Annotated in this window: 15 protein-coding genes and 1 tRNA gene; 10 read left to right on the top strand and 6 right to left on the bottom strand. The window is 71.7% G+C overall.

What is annotated here, in order from left to right; translation table 11 throughout:
* Nucleotides 1–432: hypothetical protein (locus tag ACIBAI_RS27160; RefSeq protein WP_399038252.1), on the top strand; the 432-nt coding region annotated here is incomplete at its 5' end.
* 11 nt (nt 433–443) lie between these two features.
* Here ACIBAI_RS27160 and ACIBAI_RS27155 read toward each other — a convergent pair.
* Together ACIBAI_RS27155 and ACIBAI_RS27150 are read right to left on the bottom strand one after the other, a co-directional pair.
* Nucleotides 444–1064: an HNH endonuclease gene (locus ACIBAI_RS27155; RefSeq protein WP_399038250.1), complete on the bottom strand. Its 621-nt coding sequence runs from the start codon at nt 1062–1064 to the stop codon at nt 444–446.
* 9 nt (nt 1065–1073) lie between these two features.
* Nucleotides 1074–2051 carry an HNH endonuclease gene (locus ACIBAI_RS27150; protein ID WP_399038249.1) on the bottom strand — a complete coding sequence of 326 codons (978 nt, stop codon included), beginning with the start codon at nt 2049–2051 and terminating at the stop codon, nt 1074–1076.
* A 318-nt stretch (nt 2052–2369) separates the two neighbouring features.
* Here ACIBAI_RS27150 and ACIBAI_RS27145 point away from each other — a divergent pair, with 318 nt between their 5' ends.
* From ACIBAI_RS27145 to xerC, 5 genes are all read left to right on the top strand, one after another.
* Nucleotides 2370–3296 (top strand): bifunctional DNA primase/polymerase, encoded by a 927-nt coding sequence (locus tag ACIBAI_RS27145; protein WP_399038247.1) that lies wholly within the window; start codon nt 2370–2372, stop codon nt 3294–3296.
* A gap of 161 nt (nt 3297–3457) precedes the next feature.
* The gene (locus ACIBAI_RS27140) at nt 3458–3640 is read left to right on the top strand and encodes a hypothetical protein (RefSeq protein ID WP_344601641.1); all 183 of its coding nucleotides are present in this window, start codon (nt 3458–3460) and stop codon (nt 3638–3640) included.
* Complete coding sequence (locus ACIBAI_RS27135; RefSeq protein WP_399038245.1) at nt 3637–4782, top strand: DUF3631 domain-containing protein; 1146 nt, start codon at nt 3637–3639, stop codon at nt 4780–4782. Before ACIBAI_RS27140 ends, ACIBAI_RS27135 begins: the two co-directional genes overlap by 4 nt.
* Nucleotides 4783–4967: 185 nt before the next feature.
* Nucleotides 4968–5168, top strand: a complete 201-nt coding sequence (locus tag ACIBAI_RS27130) for a helix-turn-helix domain-containing protein (protein ID WP_344601638.1) — start codon at nt 4968–4970, stop codon at nt 5166–5168.
* Nucleotides 5168–6307, top strand: a complete 1140-nt coding sequence (gene xerC, locus ACIBAI_RS27125; RefSeq protein WP_399038243.1) for a tyrosine recombinase XerC — start codon at nt 5168–5170, stop codon at nt 6305–6307. Before ACIBAI_RS27130 ends, xerC begins: the two co-directional genes overlap by 1 nt.
* A 78-nt stretch (nt 6308–6385) precedes the next feature.
* Here xerC and ACIBAI_RS27120 read toward each other — a convergent pair.
* Together ACIBAI_RS27120 and ACIBAI_RS27115 are read right to left on the bottom strand one after the other, a co-directional pair.
* A tRNA-Thr gene (locus ACIBAI_RS27120) sits at nt 6386–6459 on the bottom strand.
* A 59-nt stretch (nt 6460–6518) separates the two neighbouring features.
* Entirely contained in the window at nt 6519–6968 is a 450-nt protein-coding gene (locus ACIBAI_RS27115; RefSeq protein WP_399038241.1) for a DUF3224 domain-containing protein, read from the bottom strand.
* A gap of 127 nt (nt 6969–7095) precedes the next feature.
* Here ACIBAI_RS27115 and ACIBAI_RS27110 point away from each other — a divergent pair, with 127 nt between their 5' ends.
* The 4 genes from ACIBAI_RS27110 (at nt 7096) to ACIBAI_RS27095 (ending at nt 10885) form a co-directional block, all read left to right on the top strand.
* The gene (locus ACIBAI_RS27110) at nt 7096–8175 is read left to right on the top strand and encodes a helix-turn-helix transcriptional regulator (protein WP_399038239.1); all 1080 of its coding nucleotides are present in this window, start codon (nt 7096–7098) and stop codon (nt 8173–8175) included.
* Nucleotides 8176–8285: 110 nt separating this feature from the next.
* On the top strand, nt 8286–9374 hold the full coding sequence (locus ACIBAI_RS27105; protein WP_399038237.1) for an ABC transporter ATP-binding protein: 1089 nt from the start codon (nt 8286–8288) through the stop codon (nt 9372–9374).
* Between the two features lie 241 nt (nt 9375–9615).
* Nucleotides 9616–10071, top strand: a complete 456-nt coding sequence (locus tag ACIBAI_RS27100; RefSeq protein ID WP_399038235.1) for a hypothetical protein — start codon at nt 9616–9618, stop codon at nt 10069–10071.
* Between the two features lie 82 nt (nt 10072–10153).
* Entirely contained in the window at nt 10154–10885 is a 732-nt protein-coding gene (locus ACIBAI_RS27095) for a nucleotidyltransferase family protein (RefSeq protein ID WP_344601627.1), read from the top strand.
* A gap of 99 nt (nt 10886–10984) precedes the next feature.
* Here the strand turns inward: ACIBAI_RS27095 and ACIBAI_RS27090 are convergent, their stop codons facing one another.
* Nucleotides 10985–12682 (bottom strand): DoxX family membrane protein, encoded by a 1698-nt coding sequence (locus tag ACIBAI_RS27090; protein ID WP_399038233.1) that lies wholly within the window; start codon nt 12680–12682, stop codon nt 10985–10987.
* Nucleotides 12683–12800: 118 nt separating this feature from the next.
* On the bottom strand, nt 12801–13742 hold the full coding sequence (rlmB, locus tag ACIBAI_RS27085; RefSeq protein WP_399038231.1) for a 23S rRNA (guanosine(2251)-2'-O)-methyltransferase RlmB: 942 nt from the start codon (nt 13740–13742) through the stop codon (nt 12801–12803).
* Between the last annotated feature and the right edge of the window lie 72 nt (nt 13743–13814).

The raw sequence follows: 13814 nt of genomic DNA, 5'->3' as shown, positions 1-13814 counted from the left end.
CGGGCCGTGGAAGTCCACTACCCCACCCCGCTCCCGCACCTCCCCGTCCACCCGACACCAGCCGTCCCCCTCCAGCCGGGCACGGTCCCGGCGGTCGCGAGCGTCGTCCTACCGGACGGGCGGATCGTCACCGGCTATGCCGTCAGCCCCGCCCAGCCCGAGCCGGTCACCGTCAAGCCGGCCGTCTCGCGGACGGCGGTGAACGTCGCCCTCGGAGGCGTCGGCTTCCTCGCGGCGTGCGGGGGCTTGCTGCTGCTCACGTCGTTCATCGCCGCCCTGACCGCGTTCATCACCCAGCTCATCATCCTCACCGCCGTCATCTTCGGCGGCTTCATCGCCGTCCAGGTCTTCGGCACGAGCCGGGACAGCAGGGCCGGGACCACGGTCAACATCCGCAAGGCCGTCATCAAGCGCAACCACTTCCACGGCTGAGGTTCGATGACCTACAGGTTGCGCCAGTCGTCCGGATCATCGGAGAGCGGTTCGTGCCATTGACGTGGCTGAAGGATGCGGAAAGGAGCACGGGATTCCGTAGGCCATCCAGCCGCTTCGGCCGCAGCTATGTGCCCGGCAAAGAAAGATCGGCACAGAATTGCCTTCACCCTGATCGTGGGAGTGGTGCGAGCGTTGAAGTGTGTGCTGACGAAGTGGCTCCGAAACCAGTCCAACCGCCGCTGGTGAAGTAGCTCGACGCAAGTGATCTCGATACGTTCGGACCACAGGGCGAGCATGCGGCGTAAATGGTCTGACTCATCGGTCAATTGCCCAAATCGGTAGTACCCCTGCGGCTGTCGTTCCGTCAGCTGGTAAGCGGCAAATTGCGCGACGGTGCGGTTGCCCTTCCTCTCGTTGCACGGATCGCAGGCGGGTACAAGGTTACGCCAGTCGTCATCCCCGCCAGAGGCAACGGCGATGACATGATCTTTTACCTGCGACGGAGCCAGGCAGTACACACACCGGCCGCCGTGGGCGGTCAGCACCGCAAGTTCCTCTCCGAGGGGGAAGTAGCGGCGTCTGGGACGCTTCACCAGGCCCGGACGCCGTTCGCTGATCTCATTTCGCATGATGGCTGCTTAGGTGGTGACCGTGTCGAGGGGACTGACCTGGTGTGGAACAACAGCCTCCGGAGCGGACGCCATATGCATGTCCCAGTGTTTGGCCAGCCACTTAATGTGGTCAGCCGTCACGGCCACCGCGAGCGGGGCGTTATCCAGTTTGGCGTAGTCCGGGTACGCCTTCACCTCATCCGCAAGGCGCAGGGTCTTGGTAATCGGGTTGACGGTGATCAACCCGAGGTCGAAGAGACGGTGCAGGTCCCGACGGAGCAACAGGCCGCCGCCCTTGTGGTGCTTGCCGTTGGCCGCATAGCTGTACAGATGCGCGGCCTCCAACGCCTGGACGGGTGCGGGACCGGTAAACGCGCATACTTCTCCAAAGATCTGAATCAGATGCTTACGGAAGGCCGGTTGTCCCTTGCGGACGCGGATGGTTGCGGTTCCGTGGCCGCCGGCGATCATCTGCTGAGCGATGTCGACCACGCGCAGCGGCAGGGGCACACCACCGTGGGTGAGGGCGTGATGGAAGTCGTCCCAGCGCAGCTCACGCAATGAGTTTTGTGATGCCGGCTTTACGCAGAGGGCACGTAGTTCCGGCGCGGTCAGGGTGCCGCGCGCGTCGACCCAGCCGGCTTCGTGTCGACTGCGGTAGGTGGTTACCTGCTTGGTCTTCCAACCCGCTTGGTCAAATTCGTGCTTGCACTCTTGGTTCCAACAGACGAACCGGGGCAGCTTCTTCTTCCGTTCGGCCACGTCCGCCTTACCGCACTTGAGACAGTATGGGGTTTCCTTCTCGCCCCGGCCGATTGTGATGTCCTCGATCACGGACAAGCCCAATAGCTCATCACCGTCCCACAATGCGATCACGTCTCCGGCCTTCAAGGCCGCGTGATTGGGGACGGTGCTGTCCCAGCTGTAGTGGGTGGCGGGGTTGTCATCGTAGCCCTCGCTGATCCGCTTACTACCAGCCTTCGCCAGCACCAACCACGCCGTCATCAAGTCCTCCCGTAGACGCACCGAACGATCAGACGCGGCACGGGGCGACCCGCGCACGCGTGTGATCAACGTAGCCGGCATCACTGACAACGCCTCGCGAAATACCCCAGCCCCTTACTCCTAGGGGCTGTGTTCCCCACCGACGCGGCTCGCGTCGCTTGGGGATGTCTGCGGGCGACCGCCCCTCACCACAAGACGGCGGCCGCCCTTATCCAACCAGCCCTTCTAGACCCGTTGGAGGTCTCCCAGCATGACGCACCCCACCCTCATCCGGCGAGCGGCCGGCTCGCCGTGCTTCCCGATGCGGGAGGTGGCCGCATGACCGCTCCTGTGATCACGGACCTGGCCCGGCTGGAGCTGCTGGCGTGGGCGATCGAGGCCGCCGGCCGTGGTTGGCGGGTCTTCCCGCTGCGTCCCGGCGACAAGCGCCCCGCCGGGCACTCGGAGAAGCGCTGCCCGGGCACCGGGCGCTGCTCGGACGGCCACAAGACGCCCGAGCAGCGCGCCACCACCGACATCGACCTGATCACCGCCGCCTGGACCCACCAGCCCTACAACGTGGCCATCGCCACCGGCCCCTCGGGGCTGCTCGTGGTCGACCTGGACACGTGCAAGCCGCACGAGCCGGAAGGAACGCCTGACGGCGTCGCCAACTTCAAGGCGCTCTGCGAGCGCGCCGGGCAGACCGTCCCCGACACCTACCGGGTGCGGACCGCGCGCGGCGGGGAGCACCTGTACTTCCTCCAGCCGCCCGGTGCCCGGCTGCGCTCCACCGCCGGACGCCTCGCCAGGAAGATCGACACACGGGGTTGGGGCGGGTACGTCGTCGCCGCCGGCAGCACCACCCCCCACGGCCCCTACACCGTCATCGACAACCGCCCACCCGCCGTGCTGCCCCAGTGGCTGTACGAGGCCCTGAAACCGCCGCAGCGGCCCGCACAGGCCACCTCTGTGCCGGTCACCACCCGCGCGAGCGGGTACGCGGCGGCGGCGCTGCGGGGCGAGGTGCGCAACGTGGCCACCGCCGCGGACGGCACCCGCAACGCCACCTTGCTGCGCGCCGCACGGGCACTGGGGCGGCTGGTCGCATCCGGCGACCTGACCCGCGCGGAGGTCGAAGAGGCTCTTAGTAGGGGGGCGGCGAGCAACGCCACCCAGTCGCAGCGCTACTACGACGACGTGATCCGCCGGGGTCTGGACTGGTCCATCGCCCATAACCCGGCCGGCAAGCGGGAGGCGGCATGACCCTCCCCCCGCCTCCTAAGAGCCTCCCCGCCACCCACCGACCGACGGCCGCCGCACCACCTGCGGGCCCGGCGGCCGTGGGCGAGCCGAAAGGCGCCGCCCGCCAGGGCGTCCGAACTGCTCTTCGCCCTGACCCGCGCCCGACCGACGGGCGGTTCCCCGTGGCGTGGCTGCACATCGTCGCCCCCGGCCGCGCCGTGCCCACCGCCACCTCGAGGTGCGAGTGCGGCCGTGACCGCAGCGCTGTCGGCCGCGCCCGCGTCCTCGCCCTGATCGCCGACCCCTCCACCCACCGCACCGCCTGCCCGTTGCGCAACCCCCAGGAAGGAAGGGCCGCCGCATGACCACGTCCATCGACGGGGCCGCGCTGCTCGATGAGGTGGAAACCTTCCACCGCCGGTTCAACGTCTTCCCCACCGACGCCGCGTTCGTCGCGGTTGCCCTGTGGGACGCGCACGCGCACCTGCTCGACTGCTTCGACTCCACCCCCCGGCTCGCGTTCCTCTCCCCCGAGCCCGGCTCGGGTAAGACCCGGGCGCTGGAGATCGTGGAAACCCTCGTGCCGCAGCCCATGACGGCGGTGAACGCATCCGCCGCCGCCTTGTTCCGGTCCGTGTCCGCCGGCACCGCCAAGCCGACCATCCTGTTCGATGAGATCGACACCGTCTTCGGTCCGAAGGCCGGGGACAACGAGGAACTCCGCGGCTTCCTGAATGCCGGGCATCGCCGTACCGGGGTGACCTACCGGTGCATCGGCGATGGTGGGCAGCAGAGCGTGCAGGCGTTCCCCTCGTACTGCGCGGTCGCGGTCGCCGGCCTCGGCTCGCTGCCCGACACGATCCTGTCCCGCTCGGTCATCATCCGCATGCGCCGCCGGGCCAGGAACGAGCGCGTGGAGCCCTTCCGGGCCCGCGTCCATGAAGCCGAGGGGCACAAACTCCGTGACCGGCTCGCCGCCTGGGCCGAGCAAGTCCGCGACGTGGTCATGGGGGCGTGGCCGGAGATGCCGGACGGGGTGACCGACCGGCCGGCCGACGTGTGGGAACCGCTGATCGCGGTCGCCGATGCCGCCGGCGGCGCCTGGCCCGAGCGGGCCCGCGCCGCCTGTGTGGAGCTGGTCACCGCGTCCAAGGCCAACGACAAGGGCAGTCTCGGGGTACGGCTGCTGACCGACCTGCGCGACCACGTCATGGTCGGCATCGACCGCCTGCCCACCGTCGCCATCCTGGACCGGCTCAACGCCCTGGACGACGCCCCCTGGGCCGACCTTCACGGCAAGCCGCTGGACAACCGACGCCTGTCCAAGATGCTCGCCGAGTACATGACGGCCGACAACGAGCCGATCACCTCCCGCAACATCAAGACGGGCGGGAGCGTGCTGAAGGGCTACTACGCCGCCGATCTCGCCGACGCGTGGGCCCGCTACTGCCCCCCACCCCCGGAAAGTTCGCTACCTCCGCTACCCAGCACCGAAAACGCGGCCTGACCAGCCCTGATGCGGTAGCGGCAACCGGCCACGGTTGCCGCTACCGCCCCGCTACCCATCCGCTACCGCTACCCCCTCCCGCTACCCCCAACAGGCCCCTGACCTGCGCGGTAGCGGAGGTAGCGGAAGTAGCGGACTTCCAGAAGGGGGCCGGACGCCCCCGCCCTTCCACGGAGGTTTCCGACGTGCTCACCGTCGTTCCGACCGAACCGCAGGCACTGACCGTTCCGGAGGTCATGGCCGCGCTGCGCCTCAGCCGCAGCAAGGTCTACGACCTCATCCGCACCAAGCAGCTCCCGAGCTACACGTCCGGCCGGTCCCGCCGCATCCCGGTCGACGCCGTGCGCCACTACATGCACAGCCGACTGGAGGAGAACGCAGCCTGATGGCACCCCGCAAGAGGAACCCGAACGGCGCCGGCAGCATCTGGCAGCGCAAGGACGGGCGCTTCGAGGCGCGCGTTTACGTCCCCCAGCCCGACGGCACCCGCAAGCGCAAAACGGTCTACGGCGCCACCTGGGAGGAGTGCGACGAGAAGCGGCAGGAACTGGTGCGCCGCGACCGCCAGGGCATCCCGACGCCGTCCCGGTCGGCGAAGCTCTCCGAGTGGCTGCCGTACTGGCTGGAGGAACACGTCCGGCCGCACCGGAAGCGGACGACCTACGTGAAGTACGAGATGCACGTACGGCTGTACCTCGTGCCCCTGCTGGGCAGTCGACGGCTGGAGTCGCTGACCACGGCGAACGTCCGGCAGATGATTTCCAAGGTGACCGCGCAGGCATCGGCCGCGACCGCGAAGGAGGCGCACCGGGTCCTGCGTACGGCGCTCACGGCGGCGTGCCGTGAGGAACTGATCAGCCGCAACGTTGTCCAGTTGGTCCCAGCCCCGCAGGTGGAGCCGCGTGAACTGCGCCCCTGGTCGCTGGACGAGACGCTGACGTTCCTGGAAGCCGCACGGGCAGATCCGCTCTACGCCGCGTTCGTCCTGGCGGTCGTCCTCGGGCTGCGACGAGGGGAAATCCTCGGGTTGCAGTGGCGGGACGTGGACCTCGACCGGCGGACCCTCACGGTCCGGACCACCCTGCATCGGGGCGGCAAGGAGCTGTACCTCGACACGACGAAGAACCGGCGCACGAGGGTGATCCCGGTGCCACGGATGTGCGTCGCGCCGCTCCGGTGGCAGCGTCTGCGGCAGGCGGAGCAGCGTGCGGCGGCCGGTGCGGACTGGCACGAGAGCGATCACGTGTTCACGACCCGCAGCGGCCGGCCGATCGAGCCGCGGAATCTCTACCGGTCGTTCCTGCGGCTCTCAGAGTCCGCCGGCCTTCCGAAGGTGCGTCTGCACGACACTCGCCACGGCTGTGCGTCCCTGCTCTTCGCCGCGGGCGTCGCGCCGCGGACCGTGATGGAGATCCTGGGGCACTCGCAGATCGCGGTGACGATGAACGTCTACACGCACGTGAGCGACGGCGACCGGCGGGAGGCCATGGGGCACATGGACCGGCTGCTGAAGCGGCGCCGTTAGGCGGGACTGCCGTCAAGATCTGCCGTCAACGCCCCCACGATCTTGGATCGTGGGGGCGTTGACCCAGGTGGAACGGTGAGCCCCCTGTCGGATTCGAACCGACGACCTTCGCTTTACAAGAGCGGCGCTCTAACCAGCTGAGCTAAGGAGGCGCCGCGCACGGCGGCGCCGTGCGCGAGGGCTGCTCCACTGTACACAGAGCGCGTTTCTCCTATCCATGAAGTTCCGCTCCCCGGCGCTCCGACTCCCGGGGTTCCAGCTCGTACTCGAAGGCGTACGGCACGGCCGCCTGCCCGTGCCGCGCGGTGAAGTCGCCGCGGCCCCGCAGCCCGGTCAGTTCCCCGGTCCCCGAGCCGGGCACCACCTCGAACGTGCAGTGCACGGTCCCGTCGGCGTCGAAGGAGCCCCGCTCCTCGACCGCGAAGGCGCCCTCGCGCCCGTCGAGCCGGCCCGCCAGCACCTCCATGCCGGCGAAGGAGCCGGTCCTTTCCGTCACGTACACGATGGAGTACTCGCAGAGCGTGGCGGCGGCCTCGATGCCCCCGGAGAAGGTGTTGGTGACGGAGGCGTGGGCGAACCGGGGGTTCGCGTCGGCGGGGCCGACGGGCTGCTCCTTCCAGTCGGCGAAGGTGAAGTGGCCGGTGGTCCGGGTGGTGGGCATGGCTGTCCTTTCGTTCCGCGGCACGGCCCGCCGCCGTGCCGCGGGGACCACCCTGGGCGCCGTACCTGACACCTCCTGTCAGGTACGGCCGTACGGCCCGGCGAGGCGCGGGCGAACAATGAGCGCCATGCGTGCCGACCGTCTCCTCGCCCTGCTGTTGCTGCTGCAGAACCGCGGCCGGATGACCGCGTCCGAACTCGCGGCCGAGCTGGAGGTGTCGGTCCGCACCGTCTACCGGGACGTCGAGGCGCTCGGCGCGGCCGGTGTGCCGGTGTGCGCCGACCGCGGGCCGCTCGGCGGGTACCGGCTGGTCGGCGGGTACCGCACGCGGCTGACCGGGCTGACCGACGCCGAGGCCGGCTCGCTGTTCCTCGCCGGGGCGCCGGGGCCGGCGCGCGACCTGGGGCTGGGCGCGGTGCTCGCGACGGCCCAGTCCAAGGTGCAGGCCGCCCTTCCGGCCGAGCTCGCCGAGCAGGCCCGGCGGATGCAGGAGCGGTTCCACCTGGACGCGCCGGCGTGGTTCCGGGACGCCGATCCGGTGCCGCATCTGGAGACGGTCGCGCGGGCGGTGTGGGAGCAGCGGGTGGTGCGGGCGCACTACCGGCGGTGGCGCGGCGAGGTGCGCCGGGAACTGCGCCCGCTGGGCCTCGTCCTCAAGGGCGGCATCTGGTACGTGGTGGCCCTGGCGGACGGGGCGGAGACGGTACGGACGTACCGGGTCTCGCGCCTGCTGGAGGCCGAGCTGACGGACGAGCGCTTCGAACGGCCCGGCGGTTTCGACCTGGCCGCCCACTGGGCGGAGTCCTCCCGGCGCCTGGAGGCCGCGGTGCACCGGGGGACCGCCCGGCTGCGGATCTCCCCGCGGGCGCGGCGGCTGCTGCCCATGCAGTTCGGCGCGGCGGGGGTGCGCGCCCTGGAGGGCGCCGGGCCGCCCGACCGCGAGGGCTGGGTCGTGGTGGAGCTGGCCGTCGAGACGGAGGCGGTCGCGGTGGGCGACCTGCTGCGGCTCGGCACGGAGGCGGAGGTGCTGGGGCCGCCCGCGCTGCGGCGGGCGGTCGCCGGCGCCGTGGCCGTCCTCGCGCGGCGCTACGCGCGGCACGAGGAGGACACCGCGCCGCCCCCGCACCCGGACCGGATCGAAAATTTCGGCGAAGTTCACTCGTCCACAGGTGCTGACAGATCAGGTGAACGGCAGGTACCGTCCTGATCCGGTTCACCTGTGTGGACTACACCACAACGGAGCCATCCGTCGTGGCACCACCTTCCTACAACGGATCGTCCGGCACGTTCCTGCCGGTAGAAGGGGGCCCATTCACCATGGCCACTGTCACGTTCGACAAGGCGACCCGGATCTACCCGGGTTCCGACAAGCCCGCCGTCGACGCCCTGGACATCGAGATCGCGGACGGCGAGTTCCTCGTCCTGGTCGGCCCGTCCGGCTGCGGCAAGTCCACCTCCCTGCGGATGCTCGCGGGCCTGGAGGACGTCAACGCCGGCGCCATCCGCATCGGCGACCGCGACGTCACCCACCTGCCGCCGAAGGACCGGGACATCGCCATGGTGTTCCAGAACTACGCCCTCTACCCGCACATGACGGTCGCGGACAACATGGGCTTCGCGCTGAAGATCGCGGGCGTGCCGAAGGCGGAGATCCGGCAGAAGGTCGAGGAGGCCGCGAAGATCCTCGACCTCACCCAGTACCTGGACCGCAAGCCGAAGGCGCTCTCCGGCGGTCAGCGCCAGCGTGTCGCCATGGGCCGCGCCATCGTGCGCGAGCCGCAGGTCTTCCTCATGGACGAGCCGCTGTCCAACCTGGACGCCAAGCTCCGCGTCTCCACCCGTACGCAGATCGCGTCGCTCCAGCGCCGCCTCGGCATCACCACGGTCTACGTCACCCACGACCAGGTCGAGGCCATGACGATGGGCGACCGCGTGGCGGTCCTCAAGGACGGTCTGCTCCAGCAGGTCGACACCCCGCGGAACATGTACGACCGGCCCGCGAACCTCTTCGTGGCCGGCTTCATCGGCTCCCCGGCGATGAACCTGGTCGAGGTCCCGATCACCGACGGCGGCGTGAAGTTCGGCAACTCGGTCGTGCCGGTCGACCGCGACGCGCTGTCCGCCACCACCGACAAGACGGTCACCGTCGGCGTCCGCCCCGAGCACTTCGACGTGGCCGGCGCGGACTCCGACCTGGGCCTGGCGGTCACCGTGAACGTCGTCGAGGAACTGGGCGCCGACGCGTACGTCTACGGCACCGCGAAGGTCGGCGACGCCTCCAAGGACCTGGTGGTCCGCGTCAACGGCCGGGACGTCCCGGAGAAGGGCAGCCGGCTGCACGTCGTGCCGCGCTCCGGCGAGACCCACGTGTTCTCCACCTCCACGGGCGAGCGGCTGTCCGACTGATCCCGCCCGCCGGTGCCGGGCGGCCCCGGGAAGTCCCGGCGCGCCCGGCCGGTCCGCCCGGATCGACGAAGAGGGCCCCGCAGCCTGCTGCGGGGCCCTTCCCGTTGCCGCCGAATACCCCGGCACACCGGACGTTTCGAACAGTGTGCGTCAACCCGCTACCCGTTTCCGGGCGGTTCCGCATCCCCCGAACCGGTGACTGAATGTCGCCAAATCACTACCGGACGCTACCCTCACTCGCGTGAAGCACACCACCACCCCACAGACGCGACACGGCCGGGGCCCCGCCCACCGGATCGGCCGCTCCCTCGCCCTCGTCCTGCCCGTCGTCCTGGTGCTCTCCGGGACCCTCGCGGTCACCCGGGTCGACTGGTCGGGGAACTCCTCGAACCCGGTGCTCGCCGCCGCGGACGCGTCCCGGCCCCAGGCCGGCCCGGGCACCGCGGCCCGCGCCCCGCAGGACGTGCTGCGCGACCGGCTGCTGACCGAACTGCACGAGAAGGACCCGGGCGTCGCCCTCACCCACCTCCAGGAGGCCGTCAACGGCCGCCCCTCGCTGGCCCGGCACTGCGCCTCCATCGCCCGCGCCCTCGGCCGCGCCGCGGTCCGGGTCTACGGCCCGACGCGCGCCCAGTCCTACGCGCGGCCCGTTTGCGACACCTCCTTCGCCTCCGGCGTCACCGCCGCGCACCGCTGAGCACGGCCCTGCCGGGCACCGCACGGCAGGGCCGCACCGGACGACCGGCGGCCGCCGGCGGGACGCGACGTACAGTTCGGTCATGACCGATCCGCGCGCAGCGTCCCGTCCCGTGCAAGCCGTCATCCTGGCCGGTGGCCAGGGCTCGCGGCTGCGGCCGTACACCGACGACCGGCCCAAGCCGATGGTCGAGATCCCCGGGACGGGGACGCCGATCATCGGCCATCAGCTGTCCTGGCTCGCCGCGGAGGGCGTGACGGACGTGGTGATCTCCTGCGGCCACCTCGCCGAGGTCCTGCAGAAGTGGCTGGACACGGCCGACCTGCCCGTCTCCGTCACCACCGTCGTCGAGACGGAGCCCCTCGGCCGCGGCGGCGGCCTCAGGTACGCCGCCGCGCACCTCCCCCGCCCCGACCGGCCCTGGTACGCCACCAACGGCGACATCTGGACCCGGTTCTCGCTGCGCGACATGGCGGACTTCCACACCGAGCGGGACGCCGTCGCCACCCTCGCCCTGGCCCGCCCGCGCCTGCCGTGGGGCGCGGTCAAGACGGACGGCTTCGGCCACATCACCGACTTCATCGAGGCCCCGCCGTCGACCTTCGAGATCAACGCGGGTGTGTACGTCTTCTCCCCCGGGTTCGCCGACCTGCTCCCGGAGCGCGGCGACCACGAACGCACCACGTTCCCGCGTCTGGCCCGCGAACGCCGCCTGGCCGGCTTCCCGATCCCGCAGGGCTCCTACTGGCGCGCGATCGACACCGCGAAGGACCTGACGGAGGCGGCGCGGGAACTGGCGGCACTCGGCCGCTGAGGACTCCGGTCTCCCGGGGGCCCGGACACGCCGACGGGGTCCCGCACGGATGACGTGCGGGACCCCGTCGGCGTACGGGCGGGCCCTGCCCGAGAAGCCCTATCCCAGCAGGCCGCCCACCAGGCCCGGCTGCCCGGAGGAGGAACCGCCGCCGGTACCGCTGCCGGTACCGCCCCCGGTGCCGGTGCCGCTGTCGCCGGACGAGCCGCTGTCGGTGCCGCCGGTCGCGATGCCGGCGGAGGCCGGGCCGGAGCTGGTGCTCGGTGCCTGCCCGGCCGGGGAGGACTGCCGGGGCGGGGCCTGGCCGACGGTGCCCTGGGTCTGGCTGGGCGCCCCGCCGCCGGTGGCGGTACCGGTCTCCCGGCTCGCGCCCGGGGTGGTCGCGGCGCCGGTGGACGGGGTGGCCGTGCCCGCGGTGGCGCCCTGGGTGGGGGAGGTGGAGGCCGACGGGGTCCGCTTCCGCCGTTCGCCGGGCTCCTGCGGGAGCGGGGAGCCGGGCAGCTCGTTGCGCGGGGCCTCGCCGGGGCCGGGGACGACCACCCGGTCGGCGTCGCGGACGGCGCCGCCGAGCAGCGAGCCGACGAGCAGGGTGAGACCGGTGGCGAGGCCGGTCACGAGGGCGCCGCGGCGCAGCACGTACCGCCGCAGCTGCCAGATGCCGGCGCGGGGGCCGAGCCTGCGCCAGGCCCCGGCGGCGAGGCGGCCGTCGACGGAGTAGACGGGGGCGCCGGCGATGATCAGCGGGGACCAGGCGGCGAGGTAGATGATGTCGGGGGCGTCGTAGACGGGGACGCTCCGCCAGCTGACGGTGACGAGGAGCGCGGCCGAGAGCGCCGCGCCGACCGCGGCGACGACCCGCTGCCAGCAGCCGAGGACCGTCAGGACGCCCACGATGACCTGGAGGAAGGCGATGACCAGGCCGGATCCGACGGGGTGCGCCAGGGCGAACTGGCGCAGCGGCTCGGCGACCTCCCACGGGTGCAGGGTGGTGAGCCACTGCACCATGGACCCGCGCTTGCCGCCGTCGAAGTAGACGGGGTCGCAGAGCTTGCCCATGCCGGCGTAGACGGAGACGGAGCCGAGGAAGACGCGCAGCGGGAGCAGGACGACGCCGAGGTTCATGCGGCGGCCGGGGTAGTAGGCGTGCCGCGCCGGGTCGTCCGCGTGCCGTCTGGCCGGCCGCCCCGGCTCGTCGTCCGCCGCCGGGTGGGCGCCGGTGTCCTCGAACGCGTCGTCGCCGTGGCCGGGCCGGTCGTAGGCGGGGTCGTCGTAGGCGCTGCCGACGGTGCGCATGGGGGGCAGCAGCCGGGTGCCGGCGGTGTGGGGGGTGCGCTGGCGTCCGACGACGGGGTTCTCGAGGGTCTGGGTGAGGTCGTCCCCGGGGTCGTCGCCGACGCGGGGGATGACCTGGGTGGCCCCGGCGTCGAGGGACTGCTGGTCGGTGCGGTCGGCGCCGGCGCCGCGCACGGCCTGGAGCAGCCGGTGGGCGCCGGTGTCGTCCGGATCGGACCGGCCGCTCCAGATGACCGGCCGGCGGCGGGCGCCCGCGCCCGCCGGTGCGGCGGCGCCGACGACGGGCATGCGGGCGGTGTCCTCGGTGGCGCTCAGGTGCCGTGCGATGCGCGGGGACCGGATGCGCCGTGCCGAGGCGCCCAGCTGCACGCGGAAACTCGCGTGACTGACGATGACCTGCGCCGGATCGCTCGGCACCTTCACCATGCTCAGCGCGGGAGCGTCGTCGATTCCCGACGAGCGGTCCCCCGTGGGAGTGCGGGGTGTTCTGGTGTCCACACTCATCTAACCGAGTGACGTGTCGTTAGGACACTGCCGTGACCCGCCGGATCTGTCCGGACCGCGTCAAGCTCGCCCTGGACACGGAGAACGCCCCGAGCGGGTGAAGGTGCCGAACGTCCGTTCAGGCGCGCCTGCGGGCCGCCTCGTACAGCACGACGCCCGCCGCGACACCGGCGTTGAGCGACTCCGCGCCGCCCGGCATCGGGATCCGCACCCGGAAGTCGCAGGTCTCGCCGACCAGCCGGGACAGCCCCTTGCCCTCGCTGCCGACGACGATGACGACGGGCCCCTCCAGCGCGTCCAGCTCGCCGACCTCGACCTCCCCGTCGGCGGCCAGGCCCACGACCACGACGCCGGCCTTCTTGTACGCCTCCAGGGCGCGCGTCAGGTTGGTGGCGCGGGCGACCGGCGTCCGCGCGGCGGTGCCGGCGGAGGTCTTCCAGGCGCCGGCGGTCATGCCGGCCGCGCGCCGCTCGGGCACGACGACGCCGTGGCCGCCGAACGCGGAGACCGAGCGGACGACGGCACCGAGGTTGCGCGGGTCGGTCACCCCGTCGAGGGCGACGATCAGCGGGTCCTCGCCCTCGTCGGCGGCGGCGTCGAGCAGGTCCTCGGGGTGGGCGTACTCGTACGGCGGGACCTGCAGGACGAGCCCCTGGTGGTTGAGCCCGTTGGTCATCCGGTCGAGCTCGGGCCGGGGCGCCTCCATGAGGTTGATCCCGCCGCGCTCCGCGGCCAGGTGCAGCGCCTCGCGCACCCGCTCGTCGTTGTCGATGAACTGCTGCACGTAGAGCGTGGAGGCGGGCACGCCCTCGCGCAGCGCCTCGACGACCGGGTTGCGGCCGACGACGAGCTCGGCGGCCGACCTGCCGCCGCCGCGCCGGGCCTGCGCCCGCCCGTGGGCACGGCGCGCCTTCGCCTGGGCGGCGCGCTGCTTGGGGTGACCCTTACGCATCTCGGCGGGGGGCGTGGGCCCCTTGCCCTCCAGGCTCCGGCGCCGCTTGCCGCCGCTGCCGACCTGCGCGCCCTTCTTGCCGGACATGCGGCGGTTGTTCGCGGCCATGAGTTACCAGTCTCCGCTTCTGTTACGGGAGTGTGTGCGTACGTACGTGTCTGCAGTGTGCCGCCCGGAGGG

It is taken from the genome of Streptomyces sp. NPDC051041, from assembly GCF_044456065.1.
GTDB classification, from domain to species: Bacteria; Actinomycetota; Actinomycetes; order Streptomycetales; family Streptomycetaceae; genus Streptomyces; species Streptomyces glaucus.
Note: the sequence above shows the minus strand (reverse complement) of the source record. Positions and strands in the feature narration are given on the sequence as shown.

Coding starts and splice junctions, on each gene's coding strand:
- ACIBAI_RS27150 (WP_399038249.1), bottom strand. CDS start 2,051: ATGACGGCGTGGTTGGTGCTGGCGAAGGCTGGTAGTAAGCGGATCAGC.
- ACIBAI_RS27155 (WP_399038250.1), bottom strand. CDS start 1,064: ATGCGAAATGAGATCAGCGAACGGCGTCCGGGCCTGGTGAAGCGTCCC.
- ACIBAI_RS27095 (WP_344601627.1), top strand. CDS start 10,154: ATGACCGATCCGCGCGCAGCGTCCCGTCCCGTGCAAGCCGTCATCCTG.
- ACIBAI_RS27090 (WP_399038233.1), bottom strand. CDS start 12,682: ATGAGTGTGGACACCAGAACACCCCGCACTCCCACGGGGGACCGCTCG.
- ACIBAI_RS27145 (WP_399038247.1), top strand. CDS start 2,370: ATGACCGCTCCTGTGATCACGGACCTGGCCCGGCTGGAGCTGCTGGCG.
- ACIBAI_RS27105 (WP_399038237.1), top strand. CDS start 8,286: ATGGCCACTGTCACGTTCGACAAGGCGACCCGGATCTACCCGGGTTCC.
- ACIBAI_RS27115 (WP_399038241.1), bottom strand. CDS start 6,968: ATGCCCACCACCCGGACCACCGGCCACTTCACCTTCGCCGACTGGAAG.
- ACIBAI_RS27110 (WP_399038239.1), top strand. CDS start 7,096: ATGCGTGCCGACCGTCTCCTCGCCCTGCTGTTGCTGCTGCAGAACCGC.
- ACIBAI_RS27135 (WP_399038245.1), top strand. CDS start 3,637: ATGACCACGTCCATCGACGGGGCCGCGCTGCTCGATGAGGTGGAAACC.
- xerC (WP_399038243.1), top strand. CDS start 5,168: ATGGCACCCCGCAAGAGGAACCCGAACGGCGCCGGCAGCATCTGGCAG.
- rlmB (WP_399038231.1), bottom strand. CDS start 13,742: ATGGCCGCGAACAACCGCCGCATGTCCGGCAAGAAGGGCGCGCAGGTC.